A 15100-nucleotide genomic window follows, 5' to 3' on the forward strand; every position below is an offset into this window, starting at 1 on the left:
ACCTGCCCCACGTCCCTGTCCGACCGGTCACGGAGCCCGGTCCCGCGCCCGGGCGGGCGGCGGACGTGCCGGGCCGGTGCCGGCAGCGGCGGACGGGACGCGGTTCCCGGCACGTCCGGCGCTCGTCTTCCCACCATCGTCCAGCACATCCGACCCGTTCCCTCAGGCGAATCCGAACACGGCCACCCTTATGTGTGAAGCAGCAGCCCGTCGCTCCCCCGCCTGTGCGTACGAAAACTAACTTCGTCGCCGGAGGTGACCGAACGATGACGGCCGGTGCGAGAGAACCCCTGGTGCGGAGCGAGCGCGCGAACGGTGCCGAGTACGGTGGCGCCGCGAGCCGGTGGGCCGCCCCTCCCGGCTGTGTGATCACCGCCGACGGCGCCTACGGGGCACGGCTCGCCCGCGACGGCGAGTCCTGGTACCCGGAGCGCTGGACGCTGGACGGCCCCGAGCCCTACGCCGTACCGCTGCCCGGTCCGCAGCCGGAGGAGCCCGGCGCCGAGGTGCTGCCGCTGACCGACGGCAGGGTGCTGATCCACCGCGTGGACGACGGGCGCCACGCCTTCTCCCTCCTGTACCCGACCGGGCCGGGCACCGGCGAGCTGCCGCTCGGAGCCGTGGAGTGCCCCGACGCCGGCACCGTGCTGCGACTGCTGCCGCCCGCGCCGGACGGGGAACGCGCGTACGCCCTCGCGGTGGGCCGGGGGTCGACGGCGGTGTGGCTGGTGGCGGGCGGCGCGTTCGGCCCGGAGCACCTGGCCGAGGTGCCGGGCCACTGCTCGGGAGGGGTGTGGCTGGACGGCACGGGCCGGCTGCTCGCGCTGGACCGCTTCCAGGACGGCCGCACCAAGACCGTGGTCGTCGACCTGGAACGCGGCGGAGAGGTGTCGCCGCTCCTCCAGATCGCCGAGCACAGCGACGACCGGCTGCTCCTCGCGGACGCGGACAGCGGACTCCTGCTCATCCGGTCCGACGCGCCGTCCCCCGGCCGGGCCCGTCTCGGCTGGGGCGTGCTCGGCAGCGCCCTGCCCGTGCGCTTCCCGGACTGTCTGAACGCGACGGGCTGTTCGATCACCCCGTTCGCGATCCAGCCGGGCCAGGTGCTGACCCCGGAGTCCTGCGCGGTCGCCCTGCGCGTCGACGGACCGGGCGGCACCTGGGTGGGCATGTGGCGCCCGTCCGAGCGCCGGGTCCACCACCGGCCGGCGCCCGAGGGCTGGCTGCCCGGCACCGGACTGTGGACCGTGGAGGGGGTGCTCCGCCTGCCGTACGTCACACGGGGCGTCCCGTGCGGCGTCGCACGACTGGAGGCGCCCGAGGGGGTGAGGGTGCCGGGCACGGGGGACCCTGCTTCCTCCGGCCGCCCCGCGTCGCCACCGGTCCCCCTCCAGCAGGCGCCCCTGCGGACCGGCCCGTCGGCCGGTGCGCCGCCCCGGGCGCTCCCGGCCCCGCGGAACGAGACGGTCCGCGCCGTCGACGGTCCCCGGCCACCGCACGCCGGTACGGGCCCCGTGCCCGAGGGCCGGCAGGCGCTGTCGACGGTGACGAGCCTCACCTCCAGGACCTCGCCCGCCGAACGGACCGCCGACGAGCAGGCCGAACCGCTCCGGCCGGTCGCGCGGCGCGCCCCCGAGGCCACCACCCCGGCCCGGCCCCGGCCGAGCCGCTGGACCAGGGTGCCCCTGCCGGTCGCGCCCGGACAAAGACGCCGGGTCGAGCCCGCCGGAACGCCCACGACCGCGCCGGACCTCTGGACCAAGGTGGCCGAGACGCCCCCGCCCGGCATGGGTCTCAGGACCAGGGCCGACGGAACGCTCCCGGGCGGCATGACCGTCGGCACCGAAACGGCCGAGCCGCTTCCGCCGGTCACGAGAACCGGTGCCGATCTCGACACGGACACCGACACGGACACGCACACCGACGCCGATGCCGGGGCCGGTACCGGTCCGGTTCCGGGGACCGGCTCGGGCGTCTCCGCGGGTGTCTCCGCGGGTGTCGATACCGGCGCGAGCGTCTCCGCGAGCACCCCTGCCGGTGTCCCCGCGAACGCCGGTGCCGGTGCCGACGGGATCGCGGCCGCCCCCGCCGGACCCTCGTCGGCCGAGCCGCTCCTGCCCCTCACGGGCCCCGGCACCCGCACCGCCGAGCCGCTCCCGGCCGTCGCGGGTCCGGGTGCCGAGCCCGCCGGACCGCTCCCGCCGAACCCGTGGGCCGACGCCACCGGGCCCGGCCTCTGGACCAAGGTCGCCGAAACGCCCCCGCCCGGTACGGGTCCCGCCGCCGGGACCGGGGGGACCGGGAACGGAGCCGCCCCGTTCTCCGGCGGTCCGGGTGCGGTGCCTCACACAGGCGGGGAGGAAAAGGGCACTACGGGCGAAGAAACGTCACCCTCCGACTTCCGTGCGGTGACCGCACGTTAGACTCCCCCGGCTGTAAAGAAGGATCTTGCATACGGGGTGAACACTTCAATGAACGACTCCAGCACCATGGAAGCGCCGGTCGCGGACGTCCACGAGACGTCGGCGACCGAGTCCGAGGGCCACGGCAGACACCGCGGTCCGGTCTCCGGCCACGACGGCGAGGCGGCCCCTCAGGGCCGCCACCGCAAGCCGTCCGGCCAGCCGGTCACCACGGCCTGACGGATCCACGGCACGCCGACCCGGCACACGGCCCCGCTCGCACCAGGCGAGCGGGGCCGTACCCGTGCGGGGCTCCCCGAGTCCCACACGCGAGTGCCGTCCGGCTCCCCTCGGCGAGGAGAGCCCTCCCGTTTCAGTGAGGAGAGCCCTCCCGTTTGAGCCCGAGCACCTCCGCCGCCGCGAACGTCTCGCCGCGCGGCCGGTCCGCGTAGTACGGGGTGAGCAGCGCGTCGAGTTCGTCGTGGCTGAACGTGTCCTGCTTGCTGTCGAACTTGGCCGCCACCCTGGGCCGTTCGACGACCGCGACCATGCCGCCGTGCACCACGAGGAGCTGGCCGTTGACGTGTGCGGCGGCCGGTGAGGCCAAGTAGCCCACGAGCGGGGCGACATGCTCGGGGGCGAGCGGGTCGAGGCCGTCGTCGGGCAGTCCGAACCCGGCGAAGACGTCCTCCGTCATCCGGGTGCGGGCGCGGGGACAGATGACGTTCGCGGTGACGCCGTACTTGGCGAGCGCCAGCGCCGTCGAGGTGGTCAGGCCGACGATCCCGCCCTTGGCCGCCGCGTAGTTGGGCTGTCCGGCGGAGCCCGCGAGGAACGCCTCCGAGGAGGTGTTCACGATCCGTCCGTGGACGGGCCCGCCGGCCGCCTTGGAGCGGGCCCGCCAGTGGACGGAGGCGAAGTGGGTGGTGTTGAAGTGCCCTTTGAGATGCACCCTGATGACCGAGTCCCACTCGTCCTCGGTCATCGAGAAGACCATCCGGTCGCGCAGGATGCCCGCGTTGTTGACCAGGATGTCCAGTTTCCCGAACGCGGTGACGGCCGCCCCGACCAGTTCGCGGGCCTGTTCGTGGTCGGAGACGTCCCCGGTGTGGGCGACGGCCCGGCCGCCCGCCGCCCGGATCTCGGCGGCGACCTCCTCGGCCGGTCCGGCCGAGGCCTCGCCCGAACCGTCCCGTCCGGGCCGGCCGTGGTCGTTGACGACGACGGCCGCGCCCAGCCGGCCGAGTTCCAGCGCCTCGGCCCGGCCGAGTCCGCGCCCCGCGCCGGTGACGATCGCGGTGAGCCCTTCGAGTGGCAGTGACATCGAGGTCCTTAGCGGTTGTCGTGGCGGTCCGCGCCGACGGCCCGGCGGGGTCAGATCTCTATGCAGGTCCTGAGGGCGGTGCCCGAACGCATCTGGTCGAGCGCCTCGTTGATCCCGGCCAGCGGCACCCGGTGGGTGATCAGGCCTTCGAGGTCGATGCGGCCCGCGCGCCACAGGGCGATCGTGCGCTCGTAGGAGCGGAGGACGTCCCCGCCCCCGTACATGGAGGGCAGGATGCGCTTCTCGTCGAAGAACAGCTCGAACATGTTGAGCTGGAGGAAGTCGTCCATGGCGCCGGCGCCGACGACGACGAGGGTGCCGCCGCGGCGGGTGTGGTCGTAGGCGGTGCGTGCGGTGGCCGACCTGCCAACGACCTCGAAGACGTAGTCGAAGCCCTCGCCCGCGGTCACCGACTGCCTGGCGTCGGCGAGTTCCTCGGGCGAGACCGCCTTGGTGGCGCCGAAGCCGAGGGCGGCCTCCCGGCGCGAGGCGACCGGGTCGACGGCGACGATCTCCGCCGCCCCCTTGAGCCGGGCGCCCTGGATCGCGGAGATGCCGACGCCTCCGCAGCCGATGACGGCGACCGACGAACCGGCCTCCACGTCGGCGGTGTTGAGGGCCGCGCCGAGTCCGGTGGTGACGCCGCAGCCGATCAGGGCGGCGATGTCGAAGGGCACGTCGTCGGGGACGGGGACCGCGCAGCCCGCGGCGACGACGACCTCCTCGGCGAAGGTGCCGGTGCCGGCGAAGCCGAAGACGTCACCGCCGGGGCGCTTGAAGTTGGGGGTGCCCGCGTTCATGAATCCGGCCAGGCACAGTTCGGTCTGCCCCCTCCTGCAGGAGGGACACGCGCCGCAGGCGGGCAGCCAGCAGATGACGACGCGGTCGCCGGGCTTCACATGGGTGACTCCCTCGCCGACCTCGGTGATCTCTCCCGCGCCCTCGTGTCCGGGGACGAACGGCGCGGGCTGGGGCAGTACACCGTTCATCGCCGAGAGGTCCGAGTGGCACAGGCCCGTGGCCCGTACCCGGACGCGCACCTTGCCGGGCCCGAAGCCCACCGCCTCGACGTCGTCGAGGACCTCGAGCTTGTCCTGGCCTGTCTCGTGCAGTACGGCTGCGCGCATGGTGCGGCTCCCCTCAGGACGGTTCGTACGGGTGTCAGACGTGTTCGACGACGGTGTCGGCGAGGACCGGCGCGTCGTCCCGTTCGACGGCGCCCACCGCCACCCGGACCGCGCCGTCGCTCCGCCACATCCGGACGCGCAGGGTCTCGCCGGGGAAGACGACTCCGGCGAAGCGGGTGGTGTACGAGCGGACCCGGGTCACGTCGCCGCCGAGCAGGGTGTCGACGACGGCCTTGAGCGTCATGCCGTACGTGCACAGCCCGTGCAGGATCGGCCGGTCGAAGCCGGCGAGTTTGGCGAACTCGGGGTCGGCGTGCAACGGGTTCCAGTCGCCGGAGAGCCGGTAGAGCAGGGCCTGTTCCTCGCGGATCCGGCGTTCCACGACCTTGTCCGGTGGACCGGCGGGGGCTTCGAGGCGGGCACTCGGTCCGCGGTCGCCGCCCCAGCCGCCCTCGCCGCGTACGAAGATCTGGGCGTCGTTCGTCCACAACGGGCCCTCGGCGTCCGCCACTTCGGTGCGCATGACGAGGACGGCGGCGGTGCCCTTGTCGTAGACCGCGGCGATGCGCCCGGTGGCGGTGGCCGTGCCCTCGGCGGGGATCGGGCGGTGCAGCCGGAGGCTCTGGCCGCCGTGCAGGACGCGGGCGAGGTCGACGTCGACGCCGGGCATGGACAGTCCGCTGATCACGCCCGGCGAGCCGGCGCCCGCGACGGTGGCGAAGCTCGGCAGGACGTGCAGCCTGGATTCGAGGGTGTACCGCAGCTCGTCGGGGTCGGTCGCGGGAACGCCCGCGCCCAGGCCCAGGTGGTAGAGCTGGACGTCCTTGTGGCTCCAGGTGATCTCGCCGGTCCGCGGTGGTGCCGCGACGGCCTTGGCGGCGTCAATGGGCATGGGGCTCCTTGCTCGACTGCGCGAAAGACCTCGATGCGGCCGTCCGCACCGTCGGCCGCACCGAGGTCGACACCGGGCCGCGGAAGGCGCTCGTTCTAGAACGCGTTCCAGTACGGCGACCCCTTGTATAGCCCAGCGCCCGGTACTTGTGAAGACTACTGACGCCATGTCAGATCGTGTCACCGCCACGGCCCTTCGCGCGGACGCGCCGCGGCGGTCGGCCGTGACATTTGTCCCGGCCGATCGCCGACAAGTGCATCTGCCGGGGCACCGTCCCGGATCCCTAGCGTCGTAGTCATGACACGGACGACGGGGACGACGGCGAGGACGACGGCGGGAAGGCCGCAGGGAACATCCGCACCGCCGGCGACGGGGACGGGGACGGCACCGGCGGTGCGCTTCAGGGGCGCGGTCAAGACCTTCGGCGACGTGCGCGCCGTGGCCGGTCTCGACCTGGAGGTGGGGTGCGGCGAGACGGTGGCGCTGCTGGGCCGCAACGGCGCGGGCAAGTCGACGGCGATCTCCCTGCTGCTCGGCCTGGACGAACCGGACGAGGGCTCGGTCGAGCTCTTCGGCGGCCGGCCCGGGGAGTCGGTGCGCGCCGGACGGGTCGGCGCGATGCTCCAGGACGCGCGGCCGGTGCCGCGGGTCACCGTCCAGGAGCTGGTCTCCTTCGTGGCGGGGCGCTGTCCGGCGCCGCTGCCGGTGGCCGAGGCGCTGCGGCTCGCGGGCGTCGCGGAACTGGCCGGGCGGCGCGTCGACCGGCTGTCCGGAGGGCAGGCGCAGCGGGTGCGGTTCGCGGTGGCGCTCGCCGGGAACCCGGCGCTGATCGTGCTCGACGAACCCACCGCGGCACTCGACGTGGAGGCACGGCACGCGTTCTGGGAGTCGATGCGGGACCGGGCCCGGAGCGGCCGCACCGTGCTGTTCTCCACGCACTACCTGGAGGAGGCCGACGCGCACGCCGACCGGATCGTCGTCGTCGACCGGGGGCGGGTCGTCGCGAACGGGACCGGGGAGGAGCTCCGGCGGTCGGCGGGCGGCAACCTCGTCTCCTTCGACCTGGCGGGGCTCGCCGCGGAGAGCCTGGGGCTGCTGCCCGGCGTGGTGGCCGTGGAGGTGCGCGGGGAACGGGCCCGGCTGCGCACGGAGGACTCGGACGCGACGGTGGTCGCGCTCGCCGAGCGGGGGGCGATCCGCGGCCTGGAGGTCGTCCCCGCGTCCCTGGACGACGCGTTCATGGCCCTCACCTCGCACGACCGGGAGACGGTGTGATGTTCGACTATCTGCGGCTCGAAGTGCGCCGGACACTGCGCGACACCGGCTTCGTGATCGGCGGCGTCGCGATGCCGGTGATGATGTACCTGCTGTTCACCAACCTCGGCGAGGGCGACGACGGCGCGTGGAGGACCGCGTCGATGGTCGGCATGGCCGCGTACGGGGCGGTCGGCTCGGCGCTGAACACCGGGGGCGGGGTCGCCGAGGACAGGGTGACCGGCTGGCTGCGGCAGCTCCGGGTGACCCCGATGACCTCGCGCCAGGTGGTGCTCGGGCGGGCGCTGACCGGTTCGGTGACCGTGCTGCCCGCGATCGTCTCGGTGCTCGTGGCCGGCGGTCTGGTCAACGGGGTACGGCTGGACGCCTGGCAGTGGGCCGCGACGGCCCTGCTGCTGTGGCTCGGCTCCGTCCCCTTCACCCTGCTGGGCCTCGGCAACGGCTACCGGATGACCGCGCAGACGACGGGCGTCGCGAACATGGTGTGCAATCTGGGGCTCGCGGTGGTGGGCGGCCTGTGGTTCCCGCTCGCCCTCTTCCCCGGCTGGCTGCGTTCGGTCTCGGCGTACACGCCCACGAACCGCTTCGCCGAGCTGGGCGTGTCGGTCACCGAGGGCCGGGCGCCGGGCCTCGGGGCGGTGGCGGTGCTGACCGCCTGGCTGCTGGCGTTCGGTTCGTACGCCGTGATCTCGTACCGTCGATCCGCACGAATTGTCTGAACGGGGGAACGGGACATGTCCTGGATGAGGGGAATCGGCTGCCAGGTCCGCGCGCTGCGGGCCGAGCGAAGGCGCTGGAAGGCCGACATGGAGCGGTTCAAGGAGGAACAGCGGGCCGCGCGCAGGAGCGGCGGCGCGATGCCGGAGAACCCGGGGCCGCCACCGACCGGTTTCGCGCTGCTGCCGTGGCTGCTGCTGGGGATGGGGGCCTTCTCCAACCTCTTCCAGGGCAGGACGCCACAGCCCTGGATCGGCGGGCTCGGCCTGTTCGTCTTCAACTCTCTGTACATCTACGTGACGTTCCGCGCGTTCACGAAGGAGGCGCGGGAGGCCCGCTCGACCCGGGTGGCGCTCGTCCTGATGGGCGTGGTCACCTGCGCGCTGGCCCTCGGGTACGGCGGGAGCTGGCTGTACTTCTTCCCGCTGCTCGGGCTGGCCACCGGGGCGGTGGTGCGCGGCCCCTGGCTCGGGAAGATCGGGCTCGGTCTGACGGCGCTCGCGGCGGCGGTCTCCGTCGTGAGGGCGGGCTGGGACGCGGTGAACGTCGCCTACGGCACGTTCCTGTCCACGATGGTGACGGCCGCGATCCTCTCCCTGTCCGAGGCGGTGCGCGAACTGCGGGCGGCCCGCGAGGAGCTGGCGCGCCGGGCGGTCGAGAAGGAGCGGATGCGCTTCTCCCGCGACCTGCACGACCTGCTCGGGCACACCCTCTCCGTCATCGTGGTGAAGTCGGAGGCGGCCCGCCGGCTGGCTCCCCTCGATCTGGACGCGGCCCTCACGCAGGTCACGGACATCGAGTCGGTGGGCCGGCAGGCGCTGACGGAGATCCGTGAGGCGGTCACCGGCTATCGCGAGGGCAGCCTCGCCACCGAGCTGGACGGTGCCCGCTCGGCGCTGTCCGCCGCGCGGGTGGAGCCGGTCGTCCGGCAGTCGGGGCCGCCCCTGGTCCCGCAGACCGAGGCCCTGCTCGGCTGGGTGCTGCGCGAGGCCGTCACCAACGTCGTACGCCACAGCGACGCGACGCGCTGTGAGATCACCGTCGACGGAAACGCGGACCGCGTCCGGCTGACCGTCTCGGACAACGGCGCCGATGCCTCCCCCGCGGATCCCGGGCCGGGCGTCGGCGGTACCGGCCTCAAGGGCCTCACCGAACGCCTCGCGGCGGCCGGCGGCTCCCTGCGCGCGGGGCGCACTCCGCGCGGCGGCTTCGAGGTGCGGGCCGAACTCCCGGTGGACGCGGCGGACTTGACGGAGGCGTCGATCTGAGCGGCGCCCCTCAGGCGGTACCGGGTCCGAGCAGCGAGTCGGTCTGGAGACCGGGTTCGCCGCGAAGTTCTGGCCGTACGTGCGCATCCTGCGGGCCGCCCTGCCCCACCTGCGCGCGGACGGCTCCGTGACGCTGGTGACCGCCGCCTCGGCGCGCGCCGCGTCCCCCGGGACGGCGGGGCTCGCCGCGATCAACGGCGCCCTGGAGGCGATGGTCCCGCCGCTCGCCGTCGAACTGGCGCCGCTGCGGATCAACGCCGTCTCCCCCGGGGTCGTCGAGACGCCCTGGTGGGACACCGTGCCCGCCGAGCAGCGCGAGGCCCTGTTCGAGGGGTTCGCGAAGAGCGGTCCGGTGGGCCGGATCAGCCGCCCGGGCGCCACCGGACTCCCCCGACGGGCGGCTACGGAGCCCAGGGAGCCGTGACGGCCCAGCTCACGTCGTCCGTCCACGAGGTGGCGCTGTCGAAGGCGTTCGAGCCGCCGTCGCTCGCGATGTAGACGTTGTGGTTGTAGTGCCGGAGGTATCGCGTCGGGTAGTTGTACGACGCGAACGAGGTTCCCGTGCCGCTCTTGCCGGTCTGCGCGCAGAACGTGGCGTCCTGCCTGAACTGCGTGGTGCCGGTCATGGGCTGGCGGTAGAGCCGGTAGTCGAAGTGCCGCAGGAAGTCGCCCGGGTAGTTCCGCGACTCGAACGAGTAGCAGGAGCCGTCGGCCAGGCCCCGGCGCACGATCCAGGTCGCGTCGCCCTTGTCGAGCGCCGGACTGCCGGACGTGACCGCCGAGACGACCGCCGCGTCGTTCTGGTGGCGGACGTAGTCGGCCGTGCAGCACGGGGTGGTCGCGCGCAGCGAGATCTCGGAGCCGGCGGTCAGCGTGCCCGTGCTGCCGGTGGAGCCGCCGTAGCCGACGGAGACGATGTTCGACTGCACCAGGTCGTCCGCGGCGTCCGTCGGGATGCCCGAGGTCATGACGCCCTCGAAGAAGGACCCGATGGAGCCGTTGCTGTTGTCGCCGCCCGTGCCGAGGACGATCGCTCCCTCCTGGTGCATGGGCGAGTAGCCGCCGGCGGTGGGTTCGCCCCCGGAATAGGTGGTCGTGAGACCGCCCGATCGGGCGTTGCCGTATTTCAGCGCGAAATGGTCCTGACCGTTGTTCTTCAGCAGGGCGGTCACGAACGGCATCGGACCGGTGCCGGTGTTCGACGTGTTCCTGCTGTATCCGGCGTCCGACTGGAAGAGCCCGTTCTCCAGGTCGGCCTGCACCCACGGGCCTTGGCCGTAGCAGGGCGGGAACCAGCACTCGGTGCCGAAGTTGATCGCGTCCATGTGGCCGTTGCCGGTGTCGAGGTTGTTGGTCTCGGCGTTGCCGTAGTCGAAGCAGCAGCTGCCGTTGACATGGGTGCCGGAGGTCACCATGTACATCCCCTCGGCCGCCCCGTTCGTGGCGACCCCCGAGGTGGAGTTGTCCCGGTAGCCCATGCCGGCCGAGATCTCCAGACCGTAGACCTGGTGGCCGCCGGCGGTCACCGGCAGCGCGTCCGCGGGCGCCCCGACATCGGCCGCGCCCGCCCCGCCCGCGCCCTCGATCGTGAGGTCGTTGTGGCGCGGGGACTGGTCGTAGATCTTGGTGATGATGCAGGTGGTGCCGCCGCAGAAGGAGTCCTGCGCCGCCGCGTTCGCGTATCCGCCGGCGGCCAGGAGACCGATGTTCGCGGTGGCGCCGTCGGAGGCACGCTGCACCTGGTAGAGCGAGCCGCCGTACGACGAGTAGAGCGCCCTGACGAGGCTGTGCGCGGCGACGCAGGGGGTGCCCGCGCCGGCGTAGACGTCACAGGGGAGCGACCCCGCGGCGGTGGCCCGCGGCGCGCCGACGGCGAACGCGACGACGGCCGCCAGCACGGACAGCAGGGCCAGGGCGGTGTTCCTGAGGCGCTGTAAGCGCACGAGGGATGACGACACGGTGCACCTCTTCCGTTCCTGTGGGCAGTGCGGGTTCCGTTCCCGGCAGGACAGCGCGGACGTCCCGTTCGGCATACCGGATGCTGTTCGATCAATATGCCGAACCAATTCCCGGTCGAAATTCCGAACGCTCGCGGAAAACGGCCCGGCTCGGGAATCGCAAAGGGGAGCGTTGAATTCCGAGGCGATTATTTGCCCGTGACCGAGGACCGTCAAGACATGTGCACCGAACCCCGGGAATTCCCGGGAGAAGGCCGGAACACGCGGAACGGGCGGCCGGACGCCCCTCCCGCCTTACGCTTGGCCGCGTGAACGAGATGCCCCGGGACCACCGGCCCGCCAAGTCCGTCCGCGTCCTGCTCGCCGAGGACCAGAAGATGATGCGCGGGGCGCTCGCCCTGCTGCTCGGCATGGAACCGGACATCGAGGTGGTCGCGCAGGTGTCCGCGGGGGACGAGATCGTGGACGCGGTGCTGGCCGGCCGGCCCGATGTGGCCCTGCTGGACATCGAGTTGCCCGGGATGAGCGGACTGGACGCCGCCGCCGAACTGCGTGAGCAGGCGCCCGACTGCCGGGTGCTGATCCTCACCACCTTCGGCCGCCCCGGCTATCTGCGCCGGGCCATGGAGGCGGGCGCGGCCGGGTTCCTGGTCAAGGACGGGCCCGTGGAGGAACTGGCCGAGGCGATCCGGCGGGTGCTGACCGGGGAGACCGTCATCGATCCGGCGCTCGCCGCGGCCGCGCTGAGCGCCGGGCCCAACCCGCTCACGGCCCGCGAGTGCGACGTGCTGAAGGCCTCGGCGGACGGCGCCACCGTCGCCGACATCGCCGGAAAGCTGCACCTCTCCGAGTCGACCGTCCGCAACTACCTGTCCTCCGCCATCGGCAAGACGGGCACCCGCAACCGCATGGAGGCGATGCGGGAGGCCCGTCAGCAGGGGTGGCTGTAGCGGGCCACGACCAACCGCTTCCGCCCCTCCCGCAACCGTCGGGACCCTAGTCGCGCCCCAGCACCAGCCCGTACCCCAGCTCGCTCGTCACCGGCAGGCCCAGGCTCTTCGGCGTCAGGGCCTTGGAGTACGCCGCCCCGGGCCCCTGCGGAGTCCCCCGGAGGAACCAGACGCCGCCCGTTGCCGTGTTCTCGCCGGGCGCGCCGGTCACGAGATCCGCGTGGCCGTCGGCGTCATAGTCCCCGAGCGCGACCGAGGCACCGAAATGGTCACCGTTCTCCGCGCTGCCCGGGACACCCGCCGTGCTCTGGCTGAAGCCGAGGCTCGACGCCGTGCCGGCCGACGACAGCAGGCCGGTGCCGCTGCCGCGCACGACGAGTACCGAGCCCGCCTCCTGCCGCGCGCCTATCGCCTCGTACGGGTCGCCGACGGCGAGGTCCGCGTAGCCGTCACCGTCGGTGTCGGCGGCGGCGAGCGAGACGCCCAGACGGTCCTCGGACTCGGCGGCGCCGGCGATGCCCGGGGTGTCCTGGTGGATGTCCTGCGTGCGGGCGCCGAAGCCGCCGGACCTCGATCCGTACGCGACGTGCACGAGACCGCCCTTGAACGTCTCGGCCCGGCCCGTCGAGTAGTCCGCGCAGACCGGCGCGTCCGCTTCGTAGTCCGGGGAGCAGGCGCCGAGGGCCAGGTCGTCGACCCCGTCCGCGTCGAAGTCGCCGGCGGCGAGGGAGGCGGCGGAAGCAGTGGTGCTCCACAGCCGCGCCGGGACGCCGTCCTGCCAGCGGAGGACCAGGGTGTACCGGCTTTCCGTCGCACTGGCCGAGATGGCCAGGTCGTCGTCGCCGTCTCCGTCGAAGTCACCGGTGGCGAGGGCGGTCACGCGGCCGAAGTTCACCTGGTCGATCGGCGCGGTCAGGGTGTCCGGGGAGTCGGCGGTGAGCGGGCCCGGGCGCAGGACCACGCCGCCTTCCTCCTCACCGCGACGGCTGAGGGCGAGGTCCGTACGGCCGTCACCGGTCACGTCCCCGGCGGCGATCACCGAGCCGATCCGGGCGAACTCGCTGTCGCCCCGCGCGACCGTGTAGCCGCCGGAGAAGCCGGCGGCGGAGCCCCGCAGGACGGTGACGGTGCCCTGCTCGGCGAGCGGATCGGAGGTGAGGGACTCGCTGGAGGCACCCACGACGAGGTCCGCGAACCGGTCACCGTCGACGTCCGCGGCCACGACGGCGGAACCGAAGAGGTCGCCCGCCTCGGGAGTGCCCGGCACCCCGGCCGTGGCCTGGCTGATCCGTACGGACCCCTGCTCGCCCACGCCGTGGGACCCGCCCCACAGGACATGCACGTAGCCGGCCTTGGAGGCGGTCCCCACCTTCCCGGCGGGCACGCCCACCGCCAGGTCCCGATAGCCGTCGCCGTTGAAGTCCTGCGTCACGGGAGGCGGCACCGCGGCCGCGGAGGTGGCGGGCAGGGTCACGCCCAGAAGGGTCATCGCGCAGATGGCCGTCGCCGAAAGAATCCTGTTGCGCATGGGTGTTCGGGGGCTCCCTATGTCGTGGGGCGGTCTCGGGTGGATCTCGGTGCCGGATGTCAGCGGTGGTCCTCGGTACGTCCTGGCGCGCCCGGTTCCCCGTGGGCACGCCCGGCCCCGCGGCAGTCGCGGGGCCGGGTCTGCGGGGCCCGGGGCGCCCGGGTCAGCGGCCGAAGACGTCCGCGAACCTGCGTCCGTCGATGACGGGGTAGCCGAAGTCCTTCGCGCTGAAGGCCGTCGCGTACGCGGTGGTCAGACCGGTGGCCGCACCGCGCAGGACCCATGCGGCCCCGTCGTCGTATCCGCCGGGCAGGACGTCCTCGCCGAACGCGCCGATCGCCAGGTCCGCCTTGCCGTTGCCGTTGATGTCACGCAGCCGCAGCGAGGAGCCGAAGTGGTCGCCCGCCTCGGCGGCGCCCGGCACCCCCGGGGTGGCCTGGTGGAAGGACTGGGCGCCGCTCGTGGTCAGACCGCCCGAACCACCCTTCAGGAGGACGACGTCGCCGACGTTCTTCTTGCCGTCCACGTCCTCGTACGAGGCGCCGACCGCCACCTCGGCACGGCCGTCACCGGTCACGTCGCCCACCGCGACGGCCGCGCCGAAGTCGTCGCCCTGCTCGTCGGTGCCCGGCACGCCCGCGCTGTCCTGGGTGTAGGTCGTGCCCGTGACCGGGAGCCCGGCCGCCCTGCCGTATCGCACGGTGAACGAACCGCCCTGCCCCGCCGTCATGTCGCCGGTGACCAGGTCGTCGTATCCGTCGCCGTTGATGTCTCCGCCCGCCGCGGACAACATCCACGAGACTCCGCCCGCCGCGGCGCCGTCGGCCAGCACCTTGTAGGAGGAGCCGATGTCGCCGGGGCCGCCGCGCAGAAGGCCCAGGTAGGTGCCGGTGCCGTCCGAGTTCCTGCCGTGCACCACGTAGTCGCTGCCGTCGGTGCCGGAGAAGTGACCGGCGACGATCCCGTCCAGTTCCACGCCCTCGGGCAGGAAGTCGACCTCCGGCGCCAGCGCGCGGTCCAGGGAGGACTTCCCCTCCCCGTACCACCAGAACGTGTCCTTGCCGACGACGGCCAGGTTGCCGGTGCCGTCACCGTCGAGGTCGGCGAAGGCGGCGCCCTCGCCGAATCCCGCGGCCTCGGCGGTCGGGGCGGTGAGCACCGTGCCGCCGGACGTGAACGGCTTCGCCCCGCCCCACACGATGGTGACCGAGCCGCGCGGCTTCCCGGTGACCTCCTCGCCGGGCGCGCCGACGATCAGGTCGGCGTAGCCGTCACCGTCGACATCGCCGCTGGTGACGCTCTCACCGAACCGGTCCACGGACTCCGAGGCCCCCGGAACACCCGGCGTGTTCTGTGTGACGTTCACCGAGCGCGCGGGGCTGACGCCGGAGGCCGAGCCGAAAACGACGGTGACCGTGCCACCGCTCGCCTTGGGGGTGCCGATGACCAGGTCGCGGTAACCGTCCCCGTTGAAGTCGTCCGACAGCCCGGAGGGTGCCGCGACGGCCGTGGGGGCACCGAGCCCCACGACGGCGAGAACGGCGGCCGTGGCGACGGCCAGAGTACGTGCGCGCAAAGTAGTGCTCCCTGCCTGTGGAACCGAGCCCATGGAACCGAATGCCGGTTCGGTGCTTCGGGGCTGTACGACCTCGCGGGTGA

At 73.2% G+C, this 15100-nt stretch carries 12 protein-coding genes and 1 pseudogene; 7 read left to right on the forward strand and 6 right to left on the reverse strand.

Features of this window, described 5'->3' with window-relative positions:
• Positions 1-266 precede the first annotated feature (266 nt).
• Both ACICHK_RS13185 and ACICHK_RS13190 read left to right on the forward strand, forming a co-directional pair.
• A pseudogene (locus ACICHK_RS13185) lies at positions 267-1520 on the forward strand (hypothetical protein); the annotation flags it as partial.
• Positions 1521-2471: 951 nt separating this feature from the next.
• The gene (locus ACICHK_RS13190; RefSeq protein WP_406837034.1) at positions 2472-2642 is read left to right on the forward strand and encodes a hypothetical protein; all 171 of its coding nucleotides are present in this window, start codon (positions 2472-2474) and stop codon (positions 2640-2642) included.
• A 133-nt stretch (positions 2643-2775) separates the two neighbouring features.
• On the opposite strand, the gene ACICHK_RS13195 is transcribed toward ACICHK_RS13190, so the two are convergent.
• From ACICHK_RS13195 to ACICHK_RS13205, 3 genes are read right to left on the reverse strand one after another with little or no spacing between them, the layout of a single operon-like run.
• Positions 2776-3726, reverse strand: coding sequence for a 3-oxoacyl-ACP reductase (locus tag ACICHK_RS13195; protein WP_406837035.1), 951 nt, complete (start codon positions 3724-3726; stop codon positions 2776-2778).
• A 50-nt stretch (positions 3727-3776) separates the two neighbouring features.
• Entirely contained in the window at positions 3777-4853 is a 1077-nt protein-coding gene (locus ACICHK_RS13200) for a Zn-dependent alcohol dehydrogenase (RefSeq protein WP_406837036.1), read from the reverse strand.
• A gap of 34 nt (positions 4854-4887) precedes the next feature.
• Positions 4888-5745, reverse strand: a complete 858-nt coding sequence (locus tag ACICHK_RS13205) for a MaoC/PaaZ C-terminal domain-containing protein (RefSeq protein WP_406837037.1) — start codon at positions 5743-5745, stop codon at positions 4888-4890.
• A 393-nt stretch (positions 5746-6138) separates the two neighbouring features.
• On the opposite strand from ACICHK_RS13205, the gene ACICHK_RS13210 reads away from it, so the two are divergent.
• The 4 genes from ACICHK_RS13210 to ACICHK_RS13225 are packed head-to-tail and all read left to right on the forward strand — an operon-like array spanning position 6139 to position 9429.
• Positions 6139-7020 carry an ATP-binding cassette domain-containing protein gene (locus ACICHK_RS13210; RefSeq protein ID WP_406841214.1) on the forward strand — a complete coding sequence of 294 codons (882 nt, stop codon included), beginning with the start codon at positions 6139-6141 and terminating at the stop codon, positions 7018-7020.
• Positions 7020-7739 carry an ABC transporter permease gene (locus ACICHK_RS13215; protein ID WP_406837038.1) on the forward strand — a complete coding sequence of 240 codons (720 nt, stop codon included), beginning with the start codon at positions 7020-7022 and terminating at the stop codon, positions 7737-7739. The genes ACICHK_RS13210 and ACICHK_RS13215 overlap by 1 nt, the downstream gene beginning before the upstream one ends.
• A gap of 15 nt (positions 7740-7754) precedes the next feature.
• Positions 7755-9005, forward strand: coding sequence for a sensor histidine kinase (locus ACICHK_RS13220; RefSeq protein WP_406837039.1), 1251 nt, complete (start codon positions 7755-7757; stop codon positions 9003-9005).
• A gap of 43 nt (positions 9006-9048) precedes the next feature.
• Complete coding sequence (locus ACICHK_RS13225; RefSeq protein WP_406841215.1) at positions 9049-9429, forward strand: SDR family oxidoreductase; 381 nt, start codon at positions 9049-9051, stop codon at positions 9427-9429.
• Here the strand turns inward: ACICHK_RS13225 and ACICHK_RS13230 are convergent.
• Complete coding sequence (locus ACICHK_RS13230; protein ID WP_406837040.1) at positions 9407-10963, reverse strand: alpha-L-arabinofuranosidase B; 1557 nt, start codon at positions 10961-10963, stop codon at positions 9407-9409. The two genes, ACICHK_RS13225 and ACICHK_RS13230, sit on opposite strands and share 23 nt — an antisense overlap.
• A 317-nt stretch (positions 10964-11280) precedes the next feature.
• Here ACICHK_RS13230 and ACICHK_RS13235 point away from each other — a divergent pair, with 317 nt between their 5' ends.
• On the forward strand, positions 11281-11913 hold the full coding sequence (locus tag ACICHK_RS13235) for a response regulator transcription factor (RefSeq protein ID WP_103549812.1): 633 nt from the start codon (positions 11281-11283) through the stop codon (positions 11911-11913).
• A gap of 46 nt (positions 11914-11959) precedes the next feature.
• Here the strand turns inward: ACICHK_RS13235 and ACICHK_RS13240 are convergent, their stop codons facing one another.
• The gene (locus ACICHK_RS13240) at positions 11960-13441 is read right to left on the reverse strand and encodes an FG-GAP and VCBS repeat-containing protein (protein ID WP_406837041.1); all 1482 of its coding nucleotides are present in this window, start codon (positions 13439-13441) and stop codon (positions 11960-11962) included.
• Positions 13442-13604: 163 nt separating this feature from the next.
• Entirely contained in the window at positions 13605-15017 is a 1413-nt protein-coding gene (locus tag ACICHK_RS13245; protein ID WP_406837042.1) for an FG-GAP repeat protein, read from the reverse strand.
• Positions 15018-15100: the final 83 nt, after the last annotated feature.

The organism is Streptomyces sp. AHU1, from assembly GCF_045343905.1.
In the GTDB taxonomy this organism is placed as follows: domain Bacteria; phylum Actinomycetota; class Actinomycetes; order Streptomycetales; family Streptomycetaceae; genus Streptomyces; species Streptomyces triticiradicis.